Raw genomic sequence first — 11525 nt, 5'->3', positions numbered from 1 at the left:
GTCACGGATGGCGCCGGCGAAGAGAGCGACGGGGCCGAAATCAGCTGCGTCGGGCCGCCCTCGCGCTTCGGACTGCCCGGGAAAGGCGCGAAATATACGATCCTGGGCGGCTGGGCCGACGAAGGGCCCGTGCTGCAGGGCGTCTATACGGTGCAGACGATCACGCTGCGCGGCTCGCCCGAGGAAGGCGATCGCATCGCGATCAAGCTGCGGGCCGCCGATTATATCGACAGGCTGAAGGCGCACGGCTCCCGCCATTATGACGAGGGCAGTTTCGGCGAGCTGGTCGGGAAGGTCGCCAAGGAGGCCGGGCTGGAGGCGGCCGTGTCGCCGGAGATCGGCGCCATCAAGCTGCCCTATCAGCTGCGATGGAGCCAGAGCCCGATCGACTTCCTGCGCGACATCGGCCGGCGCTATGGCGCGGTGGTCAAGCCGGCGGGCGGGAAGCTGATCGTGTTGAAGCGCGGCTCCGGGCAGAGCGCGAGCGGGCTGGCGCTGGAGCCGATCGTCATCAAGCGCCGGGGCGGCTTTGGCTATGAGATCGAGACCGAGCCGCGCCCCGAGGTCGGGCATGTCGCAGCCGCATGGCACGACGGCAAGAGCGGCAGGCGCAAGCTCGTCAAGCGCTCCACCGGCCGCGACGGGCCGATTTTCGTGACGCCGCATCTCTTCTCGAGCGAGGCGGAGGCCCAGGCGGCAGCCGATGCCGAAGCCTATGAGCGCAGCAACAACTCGGGCTCCGGCCATTTCGACAGCCCCGGCCTGCCGCGAGCGCGCGCCGAGGCGCCCGTCATCGTCAGCGGATACGGCTGGCCGATCGACGGCCAGTGGAAGGCCGAGACCCTGACGAAGCGGTGGACCGCGCAGGGCGGGTTCGAGACCACGGTAAATGTGAAGGCGGGGCAGGAGCGGAAGGACAAGCAGACGTGATGGTGGCGGGGCCGGGTCGCCCCGGACGCGGGTGAGCCGGCCAAGCACCGCCCGCGCAGCGCATCGACCGATTAACGCTCCCCGCCGCCGCCGTCGACGGCACGGCGCGGGTAGCATGCTCGGGCTTAAGATATGGTGGAGATTTTCGAACGCCGGTCGGTGCGGCCTGTGCGGCCGGCCGCAGGCTATATTGGCGGCAAGCGGCAGCTGGCGGGGCGGCTCTGCGAGCTGATCGCCGAGACGCCGCACGGCATCTACGCGGAGGCGTTCGTCGGCATGGGCGGCGTGTTCTTCCGCCGCGACGAAGCGCCGCGGTCGGAAGTGATCAACGACCGCAGCCGCGATGTGGCGATCTTCTTCCGGATTTTGCAGAGGCACTATGTGGCGTTCATGGACATGCTGAAATTTCAGCTGACCAGCCGCACGGAGTTCGAGCGCCTCTCGGCGCAGGCTCCAGACAGCCTCACGGACCTCGAGCGGGCGGCGCGGTTCATCTACCTGCAGCGGCTGAGTTTCGGCGGCAAGGTCAACGGGCGCTCTTTTGGGATCAGCCGCATGGGCGGCGGGCGCTTCGACACGCGCAAGCTCGGGATCGTGCTGGAGGCGATCCATGAGCGGCTCGCCGGAGTGACAATTGAATGCCTCGATTGGGGGGAGTTCCTGCGGCGGTGGGACCGGCCCGAGACGCTCTTTTATCTCGATCCGCCGTATTGGGGCACGGAGGGCTATTATGGGCCGGGCCTCTTCGCGACCGATGACCACAGCGCCCTCGCCGAGGCTTTGAAGGGCCTTCGAGGCCGGTTCATTCTGACCATAAACGACTGCCCGGAGGCGAGGAGATGCTACCAGGGGTTCGCGCTCGAGACGGCCGAGCTGTCTTACACCGCTGTCGGCCAGGGCCGGGCGAAGCCGGCGGCGGAGCTGATTATACGGGGCGCGTGAGGAAATCGAGTTGCTACAGATTCAAGTGTCCGCTACTCCGATTTCATGTGTCCCGCTACACCCGCGCCGCAGCCAATGACTTGCGTCGCTCTCCCGCGCAGTGGGGGAGGGTGGAGGGAGGGGGCCTTCGCTCTTCAGTTCGAGCGACGCGGGCCGCAAGAACCGCTTTCCGCTCGACTCGAATTGTTCGAGCGATCAGAATTTTCGCCAGCATTCTCGAGTTCGAGCGAATTCTGATCGATCGAACGATTCCGTTCGATCGGAAAGCGCTCTAATGGCTCGGCGGGGCGGCGGCGCGCCCGTCCAAACGAAAGGAAGAGCGGATGCAAGACGCCGACATCGTCGCGCTGCGGGACGGTCACGTGATGCGACTCGTCATCGACCGGCCGAGCAAGCGGAATGCGCTGAACAAGGCGATGTACGAGCGCCTGATCGCTCTGCTCGCCGAGGCCGATGCGGACGACGAGATCCGGGCAGTCGTCGTGACGGGAGCGGGAGGGACCTTTACGGCGGGCAACGACCTCGAGGATTTCCGCAAGCCATTCGACAATATGAAGGAGTTTCCGGCGCTGCGCTTCGTGCGCACGCTCGCCGCGCTGCGCACGCCCCTCGTCGCGGCGGTCACGGGCGACGCGATCGGCGTCGGCGTGACCATGTTGCTGCATTGCGATCTGGTCTATGCCTCGCGCGCGGCGCGCTTCCGGCTGCCGTTCGTCGATCTCGGCCTTCCGCCGGAGGCGGGCTCGACCTTGCTGCTGCCGCATCGCATCGGCCTCGCCAAGGCGAGCGAGATCATGTTGCTGTGCGACGCCTTCGACGCCGAGGAGGCTCTGCGGCTCGGGCTCGTCAATCGGCTGTGCGCGGGCGAAGAGGTCGAATCGATGGCGCTCGAGGCGGCGCGGCGGCTCTCCGAGAAGCCGCGCGCCGCTCTGGCCGCGACGCGGCGGCTGCTGCGCGGCGATGCGGCGGCGGTCGCGCAGCGCATCGAGGAGGAAGGGGCGCTGTTCGCCGCCGCTCTGACGACACGGGAATTCCGCTCGCGTCTCGAAGCCTTCTTCGCGCGGCGCCCGGCGAGCGGCGACGTCTGACCAGCGGCGCGCGCCGTTCTATTCGACGCCTCGACAGCGAGCCAGAAGGCCCGAGGTCCAGGGCCGCGCTCGGAGCGCGAGACTTCGGCCCGCGTCGAAACCGCCGCTATTCGTCGCCATATTTGCCGTAGTTCACGAGCCTGGAGCAGCGGGTGAGAATGGCGCGCATCTTCTCGCCGGCGCGCGCGCATGTGCCGGCGACGCGGCTCAAATCCTGCGGTGCGCCGTGGCGATAGTGCAGCCGCACCGCCGCGACGCTGGCGACGGCGATCGTATCGAGTTCCGCCACATAGGCCTCGAACCGCCGGCGGAAGATCGGATCGAGCCGCTCATAAGCGGCGAGAGCGTTGAGGCGGCCGGACAGCTGCGATCGCTCGAAATAGTCCCGATAGGTCTCGGGGCGCCAGGCGAGGAGATCGTCGATCAGCTCCGGCATCTGCGGGAGCTGCTCCAGCATCATAACCAGCTCGTTGAAGAGATTGAGATAATCATTGGCCAGCCCGGACACCGGATTGACCAGCGGCTTGTCGGGCGGAGCCGGCTCCGAGCGATCGCGTGCGATTGGATCGACAATGGCGAATTGCACGTCAGCTGTCATTTCGAGTCTCGAATGTGGCTGGACCAGCATCGCCGACAATTGATAACAAAATATTGCCACGGATGCGCAACGAATGAGAGAACATCCGTCTTTTCCTCGGCTTCCGTCGAGGCGCGGAGACGACGACGGCAATGTGCGGACGTTATGCGATCACTCTGCCGGCAAAGGCGGCGCGCGATTACTTCGGCTATGTCGACGAGCCGGAGTTTCCGCCACGTTATAACATCGCGCCGACGCAGCCCGTTCCCATCGTCCGGCTGGAGCGGCGCGCCGACGTTTTTTCCCGGCGATTTCAACTCGTTCGTTGGGGCTTCGTGCCGAGCTTCGTCAAAGATCCGCGGGCGTTTCCCTTGTTGTTCAACGCCCGCGCGGAGAGCGCGCCGGACAAGCCGAGCTTTCGCGCCGCGATGAAGCGGCGGCGCTGCCTGTTCATCGCCGACGCTTATTATGAATGGCGGCGCGAGCCAGGCCGGGGCCGGCCGCGCGCCGGCGCGCCGTTTCTCTTCCGCCGCGCCGACGGCGCGCCGCTCGCGCTCGCCGGCCTCTATGAGACCTTGAGCTCCGCCGACGGCAGCGAGGTCGACACCGCCTGCATTCTGACCACCTCCGCCAATGGCGCGACGGTCGCGATCCACGAGCGCATGCCGGCGGTGATCGAACGGCAGGACTTCGACTTATGGTTGAACTGCGGAGACGAGCGCGGCGCTGAGGACGCATGGCGCCTGCTCGCGCCCGCCACCTGCGACACGCTGGAGTTTTTCGAGATTGGCCCCGATGTGAACAAGGCCGAGAATGACGGGCCGTGGATTCAGGCGCCGCACCGGAGCCGGCTGCTGTGATCCGCGTCACCCCTTTCATCTCCATCGACGAGAGCGAGCTGCAGGAATCCTTCATGCGCTCCTCCGGCGCCGGCGGCCAGAATGTGCAGAAGGTCGAGACGGCCGTGCAGCTGCGCTTCGACGCGCGCCATTCGCCGAGCCTGCCGCCGCCGGTGCGCGCGCGGCTGGAGAAGCTCGCCGGTCGAAGGCTGACGAAGGAGGGCGTGATCGTCATCACCGCCCAACGCCACCGCACCCAGGAGCGCAATCGCGCCGATGCGCGCGAGCGGCTTCTGGAGCTGATCCATGCGGCCGCCGCGCCGCCGCCTCCGCCGCGCCGGGAAACGAAGCCGACCTATGGCTCAAAGCTGCGCCGGCTCGAAGGCAAGAAGCTGCGCGCCGGCGTCAAGGCGCTGCGCGGCAAGGTGGAGGAGTAGAGCCGACGAAAAGGGCCCCCGCGCGAAGCGGGCCCGCCTTCTCCCACGAGTGGGAGAAGGGATGCGCGTCGCGGCTTACGTCCGCAGCGCCGCGACGCCCGGCAGCTCCTTGCCTTCCAGCCATTCGAGGAAGGCGCCGCCGGCGGTCGAGAGATAGGTGAATTCCTGCGCCGCATGGGCCTGGTTCAGCGCGGCCACCGTGTCGCCGCCGCCCGCCACCGACAGCAGCTTGCCCTCGCAGGTGAGCCTCGCGGCAGTCTGGGCCACCGCATTGGTGCCTTCGTCGAAGGGCGGCAGCTCGAAGGCGCCGAGCGGGCCGTTCCACACCAGCGTCCGGGTCTTTTCGAGCAGGCTCTCGATATGGGCGACGGATTTCGGCCCGAGATCGAGGATCATGTCGTTTTCGCCGACGTGATCGACCGCGACGATATGCGAGGGCGCGTGCGCCGCGAACTTCTGCGCGACGGTGGCGTCGATGGGCAGCACGATCTCGCAATCGGCGCCTTTCGCCTCGGCGAGAATGGCGCGCGCCTTGTCGATGAGATCATGCTCGCACAGCGACTTGCCGATCGGCTTGCCTTGCGCCGCCAAAAAAGTGTTGGCCATGCCGCCGCCAATGACCAGCGCGTCGACCTTGCGAAGCAGATTGCCCAGCAGCTCGAGCTTGGTGGAAATCTTCGCGCCGCCCACCACCGCCATCACGGGATGCTCTGGATGCTCGAGCGCTCGGGTCAGCGCCTGCAGCTCGGCCTGCATGGTGCGGCCGGCATAGGCGGGGAGAACATGGGCGAGGCCTTCGGTCGTCGCATGGGCGCGATGGGCGGCCGAGAAGGCTTCGTTCACATAGACGTCGCCGAGCTTCGCGACCTCGGCGACGAAGGCCGGGTCGTTCTTCTCCTCGCCCTTGTGGAAGCGCGTGTTCTCGAGCAGCAGAATATCGCCGTCCGCGAGCGTCTCGATCGCTTCGCGCGCGCTCTCGCCGATGCAGTCGTCGGCGAAGGCGACCGGACGCTTGATCGTCTCGGCGAGCGCCGCCGCCACGGGACGCAGCGAGTCCTCTTCCTTGCGCTCGCCCTTCGGCCGGCCGAAATGGGCGAGCAGGATCACCTTGCCGCCCTTGGCCGAAATTTCCTCGATCGTCGGCAGGACGCGGTGGATGCGCGTCCGGTCGGTGACGACGCCATTCTCCATCGGCACATTGAAGTCCACGCGCAGCAGGACGCGCTTGCCTTTCAGATCGGCGGAATCGAGCGTGTTGAAGGACATGAGGAGACTTTCCGCTGCAAAGGGATTCAGAGCAATTTCGCGATCGTCGCCGCCACATCCGTCATGCGGCCCGAGAAGCCCCATTCATTGTCGTACCACGACAGGATGCGCACCAGATTGCCCTCGATGACCTTGGTCTGATCGAGGTGGAAGGTCGAGGAGCGCGGGTCGTGGTTGAAGTCGATGGAGACATTCTTGTCGTCGGTGTAGCCGAGAATGCCCTTCAGCGGCCCATCGGCGGCGGCGATGATCGCCGCATTGACCTCCTCCTTGCTCGTCGGCTTCTCGGCGACGAATTTGAGATCGACGGCCGAGACATTGGGGGTCGGCACGCGGATCGCCGCGCCGTCGAGCTTGCCCTTCAGCTCCGGCAGCACGAGGCCGACCGCCTTGGCCGCGCCGGTCGAGGTCGGGATCATCGACAGAGCCGCGGCGCGGGCGCGGTAGAGGTCCTTGTGAAAAGTGTCCAGCGTCGGCTGGTCGCCGGTGTAGGAGTGGATCGTCGTCATGAACCCCTTCTCGATCCCGATCGCCTCGTTCAGCACCTTGGCGACGGGGGCGAGGCAATTGGTGGTGCAGGAGGCGTTGGAGACGACGAGATGCTCGCTCGTGATCTTGTCGTCGTTGACGCCATAGACGACGGTGATGTCGGCGCCGTCCGAAGGCGCGGAGACCAGCACGCGCTTCGCGCCGGCGTCGAGCAGCAATTTGGCCTTGTCGCGCGCGGTGAACAGGCCTGTGCATTCGAGCGCGATGTCGATGCGAAGATCGCGATAAGGCAGCTCGGCGGGGTTCCGGATCGCCGTGGTCTTGATCGGCCCGAGCCCGACGTCGATCGTGTCGCCCTCGACCTTCACCTCGCGCGGGAAGCGGCCATGCACCGAATCATAGCGCAAGAGATGCGCATTGGTCTCGACCGGGCCGAGATCGTTGATGGTCACGACCTCGAGGTCCGTGCGGCCGGTCTCGACGATGTAGCGCAGGATATTGCGCCCGATTCGCCCGAATCCGTTGATCGCCACTCTCACGGCCATAATCGTTTCTCCTCGAGTCGGTCTCGTCGCGCCGGAGCGCCGTCCTTGCCGGCGACGCGTTTCCTCATGCCGAATCTCCCGCCCAAACAGGCATTCGTGACGGCGCCATGCGCAAAATCTCGTCAGCGTGATAACAGGTCGGGCGCCCCTGTCAACGCGGCGCGCCGCCCTCCGCGCCACGGCCGCGCGGCTTGGGATTTGCGCGATTCGTGCTAGGACTTCGGCACGAATCGCCCGCGGCCGGTCCGCCGGCGACATTTAATCGTTTCCGGCGCGGTTTCCATATGACGAGCTCCAATCGACTCGATGATGCGCTGCAGCGGCTGTCGGCCGCGCTCGACGAGCTGGAGACGACGGTCGCCCGCCGTCTCGAGGCGGAGCTGTCGCACGCCGATCTCGAGGAGGAGCTCGCCGTGATGCAGGACGACCGCAGCCGTCTGGCGCTGGAGCTCGACGCGGCGCTCGCGCACGAGAGCGCGCTGGAGAAGGCGCGGGACGAGGTGCTGACGCGCCTCGACCGCACGAGCGACGGCATTCGCGCCGTGCTCGGCGACGACGGCCCGGCCGAGGATTAGGAGACGCGCAATGGCGCATGTCGTGGTGACGATCGCCGGCCGCACCTATCGCATGGGCTGCGAGGACGGCGAGGAAGCGCGGCTGCACGAGCTGGCCAAGCGCGTCGAAGCCAAGATCGTCTCGCTGAAGGAAGGCTTCGGCGACATCGGCGAGCAGCGCATCACCGTGATGGCCGCCCTCACGCTCGCGGATGAGGCCGATACCGCAGATGGCCGGCTGCAGGCGGCGGAAGCAGCGCTGGCCGCGGCGCAGCGCCGCGAGTCGGAGCTGCGCGAGGCGGAGGCCGCGCTGCAGGAGAAGGTCGCGGGCGCGCTCGAGGAGGCGGCCTCCCGCGTCGAGCGGCTCGTCGGCGATTTGAAGCGCGGCGGCGAGGAGCCGGGGCCGCTTCCTTAGAATAGTGGCGTGATTCAGCCTATTTGACAGGGGGATAAGGGCGCCGCCTGAAGGCTCGCGGCCCATGGACCGCGAGCCTTCAGGCTCGCTCTGCAAGCCGATGCGCGCAATGGCAGTCGGCGAGGTGGTCGTCGATCATGCCGACCGCCTGCATGAAGGCGTAGACGATCGTCGGTCCGCAGAAGGCGAAGCCGCGGGACTTCAGATCCTTCGAGAGGCGGCGCGAGAGATCGGTCTCGGCCGGGACATCGGCCGTGGTGCGCGGCCGATTGACGATCGGCTCGCCATTGACGAAATCCCAGAGATAGGCGCCGAAGCCCTGCTTCTCCTCGATGTCGAGAAAGGCGCGAGCAGAGGCGACGGCGCCTTCGATCTTGGCGCGATTGCGGATGATTGCCTCGTTTTGCATCAGAGCTTCGACTTTGGCGGAGTCGAAACGCGCGATCTCCTGCGGGTCGAAGCCTTCGAAGGCGGCGCGAAAGCCTTCGCGCCGGCGCAGGATCGTGATCCACGAGAGGCCGGCCTGAAAGCCGTCCAGAATCAGCTTTTCGTAGAGCGCGCGCGAATCACGCTCGGGCCGGCCCCATTCCTCGTCGTGATAGGCGACATAGAGCGGGTCGGCGCCCGCCCAGGGGCAGCGCGCGAGCCCGTCGGCATGCACGATCGCCGCCGCGTCGCGCCAGGCGCGGGGATTTTCTCGCTGCTTCGCCATGTTTCGCGCGTCCCGTCTCTTTCCCTCGGCCGAAAGAGCGTTTCATAACATCCTCATTGTGGGCTCGGCGAGCTTGCGGCAGATGAGTCGTTGGCCGAGAATTGGCATAGGCCGTGCTCGCATCGCGGCCGTCGGGAGCCGTTCGCGCCGATGAACCTCTTCGGCCACGGCGCTCACCAGGGGAGAAATTTTATGTCGATCCGTCTCGTCTCTTACGCTGCGGCCGGCGCTGTCGCGGTCGGAATCGCCGCCGGCTCCGCGAGTGAAGCGAAAGCGCAGGCGAATGTTCTCAAGGAATGCGGCGCGCAATATCAGGCCGCCAAGGCCGCCAATGAATTGAAGGGCCAGAGCTGGCAGGACTTCCTGAAGTCCTGCCGCGCCCGCCTCGCCGAGCCCGCCGCCGAGACGCCCGCCCCTGCCGAGCCTGCTCCTGCTCCTGCTCCTGCTCCTGTTCCTGCTCCGGCCCCCTCCGCCGCCGAGCCGCCACCGCCTGCTCCCCCGCCGGCCGCTGCTCCCAAGCCCGCCGAAGCTCCCAAGCCCGCCGAAGCTCCCAAGCCCGCCGAAGCTCCGACCGAGGCCGCCAAGCCCAAGCCCGACACCAAGGCCGCCCAGGCCGCCCGCCAGAAGAAATGCGGCGCCGAGTGGAAGGCGAAAAAGGCCGAGCTGCTGAAGGCCAATCCGAAAGCCACCTGGCCGAAGTTCTGGAGCGAGTGCAACAAGCGCCTCAAGGCGGCCGGCGAATAAGCGGCGCGCGACATCGAGACGATCGACGGCCCGGCGCGATCTGCGCCGGGCGTTTTCGCGTTTCGGCGCCTCTTGCGGCGCGGCGGCGATTCGTGGCACAGGCTGCGGGCCGGACAGGCGCCGCAACCAAGGAGAAGCCGCATTGGACAAGAGCGAGTTGCGCAAGCTGCAGGCGTTCTTGCGCCAGTCTCTCGGGAACGAGGAGATCAGGGTCACGCCCGATCCGAAGAATCCCGATGACGGCGCGGTCCTTCTCGGCGAGCGCAAGATCGCCGCCATCAGCGTCGACGACGAGGACGGAGATCGCTCCTTCGCCTTCTCGATGAAGCTGCCGGTCGGACGCGAAACCCTGCAGTCCTATCTGCGCAAGCTGTTCGAGAACGACAAGCTCACCCTCGCGCCGCATGGCCGCAAGACCGATTCGGTGGAGCTCAACAGCGGCGAGGATTTTCTCGGCGTCATTTCCGCCGACGACGCCAAGCGCCAGAGCTTCACGCTGCAGATCGCCATTCTGGACTTCGATCTCGAGGATTTTTGATCTCGACGATTATCGAGGCGCGGCCTCGATCCGGCGCAGAAAGTCCTGCGTCCCTTCGACGATCCGGCTCCAATGCTCGAGCAGGCTCGGAGAGAAGCGCACCTCCACATCGAGCGCGCCCCGGCGCAGCGCCCACAGGCACGGCGCGGCGCCCATGAAGCCGGCCTCGCGCTTCGGGCAGCGCGCGAAGAACAGCGCGCCGTCGGGCGGCGCGAGATAGAGCTGCTCCAGCTCATAGGGCGAGCCGGCCTCGAAGCGGCGCAGCATCAGCCCGCCGGGCGCCGCCCACACTTCGCTCTCCAGGAAGCGCGCATAGAGATGCGAGGGCCGCTCGGCAGGGTCGATCGTCTCGTCGCGCGGCGCGATCGCGATGAAGACATGGGTCGGGTCGAACGCCTGCGCGTTGCGGCGCTCGGGTTCGGCGCTGGCGGCCGGGGCCGGCGCGAAATCCGGAAAGACGGTCAGAAAGGCGAGCCGTTCGAGCGCGCCGCCCATCCGCGTCGCGCCATCGCGCGCATAGGCGGTGGCGAAGGTGAAGCGTACGCCGTCGACGCTGGCGGCTATGGTCGTCGGTCCGGCGTCGGCGCTCGGCCGCATTGCGCGAAACGCGCCGACGGCGAGAAGGGCGAGGAGCAGGGTGACGAGCGGCAGGCGCATGGATTACAGATTTCGGTGACGAATGCGGCGCGCCGTTCGAGCGAAAGCGCGACGCCATATTATGATCCAGATCGGTCGCCTCACGCTCCGGCGCGGCGCTCGCCACGGAACGTTTATCATGATGAAAATCGATTTCAAAAAATCGCTGAAGCTCTATCGACCTCGCGCCGAGAGCTTCGAGCTCGTCGTCGTTCCCGAGATGCGATTCGTGATGGTCGACGGGCAGGGAGATCCCAACGCCGCGCCGTCCTATGCGCGAGCGATCGAATGGCTCTTTTCCGTCAGCTACGCGATGAAGTTCGCAGCCAAGGCGTCCTTGAATACGGACTATGTCGTTCCGCCGCTCGAAGGCTTGTGGTGGGCGGATGACTTGGCGGATTTTGTCGCGCGTCGAAAGCAGCGCTGGCGCTGGACGATGATGATCATGGCGCCTGAGCTTCTCGACAGGTCGATGTTTACGGCGGCCGTCGAAAAAAGTGAAAAGAAGCTCGGCGCTCGCCCCGAGAGCCTGCGGATGGAGAGCTTCGACGAAGGCCCTTCGCTCCAAATTCTGCATATCGGCGCCTATGACGACGAAGGCCCGACGCTCGCTCGGCTGCATCATGACGTGATGCCGTCGCGGGGCTTCACCTTCGGCGGCAAGCATCACGAAATCTATCTGAGCGACGCGCGAAGGACCGAGCCGGCAAAGTTGAAGACCATCCTTCGGCAGCCCGTTCGAGCCCTCGCGTGAGGACGATGCGAGGATCGGGAGCTTCGCTCGCTCGGCGCGGTCCCGGATCGAGCCGACCG

The 11525-nt window shown here is 66.6% G+C and carries 15 protein-coding genes; 10 read left to right on the top strand and 5 right to left on the bottom strand.

Features of this window, described 5'->3' with window-relative positions; all coding sequences use genetic code 11:
- The 3 genes from K3F48_RS10460 to K3F48_RS10450 form a co-directional block, all read left to right on the top strand.
- Positions 1-930: phage late control D family protein (locus K3F48_RS10460; protein WP_222575370.1), on the top strand; the 930-nt coding region annotated here is incomplete at its 5' end.
- A gap of 132 nt (positions 931-1062) precedes the next feature.
- Entirely contained in the window at positions 1063-1872 is an 810-nt protein-coding gene (locus K3F48_RS10455; RefSeq protein WP_222575369.1) for a DNA adenine methylase, read from the top strand.
- A 323-nt stretch (positions 1873-2195) separates the two neighbouring features.
- The gene (locus K3F48_RS10450) at positions 2196-2960 is read left to right on the top strand and encodes an enoyl-CoA hydratase-related protein (RefSeq protein WP_222575368.1); all 765 of its coding nucleotides are present in this window, start codon (positions 2196-2198) and stop codon (positions 2958-2960) included.
- 106 nt (positions 2961-3066) lie between these two features.
- Here K3F48_RS10450 and K3F48_RS10445 read toward each other — a convergent pair whose 3' ends face one another.
- Positions 3067-3558: a hypothetical protein gene (locus tag K3F48_RS10445; protein ID WP_222575367.1), complete on the bottom strand. Its 492-nt coding sequence runs from the start codon at positions 3556-3558 to the stop codon at positions 3067-3069.
- A gap of 131 nt (positions 3559-3689) precedes the next feature.
- Between K3F48_RS10445 and K3F48_RS10440 the strand changes: the two genes are divergently transcribed.
- Positions 3690-4397, top strand: coding sequence for an SOS response-associated peptidase (locus K3F48_RS10440; RefSeq protein WP_222575366.1), 708 nt, complete (start codon positions 3690-3692; stop codon positions 4395-4397).
- Positions 4394-4813: an alternative ribosome rescue aminoacyl-tRNA hydrolase ArfB gene (gene arfB, locus K3F48_RS10435; RefSeq protein WP_222575365.1), complete on the top strand. Its 420-nt coding sequence runs from the start codon at positions 4394-4396 to the stop codon at positions 4811-4813. Before K3F48_RS10440 ends, arfB begins: the two co-directional genes overlap by 4 nt.
- Before the next feature lie 75 nt (positions 4814-4888).
- Here the strand turns inward: arfB and pgk are convergent, their stop codons facing one another.
- Together pgk and gap are read right to left on the bottom strand one after the other, a co-directional pair.
- The gene (gene pgk, locus K3F48_RS10430; protein ID WP_222575364.1) at positions 4889-6079 is read right to left on the bottom strand and encodes a phosphoglycerate kinase; all 1191 of its coding nucleotides are present in this window, start codon (positions 6077-6079) and stop codon (positions 4889-4891) included.
- A gap of 26 nt (positions 6080-6105) precedes the next feature.
- A complete protein-coding gene (gene gap, locus K3F48_RS10425; protein WP_222575363.1) occupies positions 6106-7113 on the bottom strand; it encodes a type I glyceraldehyde-3-phosphate dehydrogenase in 1008 nt (335 codons plus the stop codon).
- Positions 7114-7397: 284 nt separating this feature from the next.
- On the opposite strand from gap, the gene K3F48_RS10420 reads away from it, so the two are divergent.
- Together K3F48_RS10420 and K3F48_RS10415 are read left to right on the top strand one after the other, a co-directional pair.
- Entirely contained in the window at positions 7398-7688 is a 291-nt protein-coding gene (locus K3F48_RS10420; RefSeq protein WP_222575362.1) for a DUF4164 family protein, read from the top strand.
- 10 nt (positions 7689-7698) lie between these two features.
- A complete protein-coding gene (locus K3F48_RS10415; RefSeq protein WP_222575361.1) occupies positions 7699-8082 on the top strand; it encodes a cell division protein ZapA in 384 nt (127 codons plus the stop codon).
- A gap of 79 nt (positions 8083-8161) precedes the next feature.
- Here the strand turns inward: K3F48_RS10415 and K3F48_RS10410 are convergent, their stop codons facing one another.
- On the bottom strand, positions 8162-8794 hold the full coding sequence (locus K3F48_RS10410; RefSeq protein WP_222575360.1) for a DNA-3-methyladenine glycosylase I: 633 nt from the start codon (positions 8792-8794) through the stop codon (positions 8162-8164).
- Positions 8795-8986: 192 nt separating this feature from the next.
- Here K3F48_RS10410 and K3F48_RS10405 point away from each other — a divergent pair, with 192 nt between their 5' ends.
- Together K3F48_RS10405 and K3F48_RS10400 are read left to right on the top strand one after the other, a co-directional pair.
- Positions 8987-9538 carry a hypothetical protein gene (locus K3F48_RS10405; protein WP_222575359.1) on the top strand — a complete coding sequence of 184 codons (552 nt, stop codon included), beginning with the start codon at positions 8987-8989 and terminating at the stop codon, positions 9536-9538.
- A gap of 142 nt (positions 9539-9680) precedes the next feature.
- Positions 9681-10076 (top strand): DUF3126 family protein, encoded by a 396-nt coding sequence (locus K3F48_RS10400; RefSeq protein ID WP_222575358.1) that lies wholly within the window; start codon positions 9681-9683, stop codon positions 10074-10076.
- A gap of 9 nt (positions 10077-10085) precedes the next feature.
- Here the strand turns inward: K3F48_RS10400 and K3F48_RS10395 are convergent, their stop codons facing one another.
- A complete protein-coding gene (locus K3F48_RS10395) occupies positions 10086-10733 on the bottom strand; it encodes a hypothetical protein (RefSeq protein WP_222575357.1) in 648 nt (215 codons plus the stop codon).
- A gap of 118 nt (positions 10734-10851) precedes the next feature.
- Here K3F48_RS10395 and K3F48_RS10390 point away from each other — a divergent pair, with 118 nt between their 5' ends.
- Positions 10852-11466: a GyrI-like domain-containing protein gene (locus K3F48_RS10390; protein WP_222575356.1), complete on the top strand. Its 615-nt coding sequence runs from the start codon at positions 10852-10854 to the stop codon at positions 11464-11466.
- Positions 11467-11525: the final 59 nt, after the last annotated feature.

The sequence above is a fragment of the Methylosinus sp. Sm6 genome (assembly GCF_019802345.1).
GTDB lineage: Bacteria > Pseudomonadota > Alphaproteobacteria > Rhizobiales > Beijerinckiaceae > Methylosinus.
Note: the sequence above shows the minus strand (reverse complement) of the source record. Positions and strands in the feature narration are given on the sequence as shown.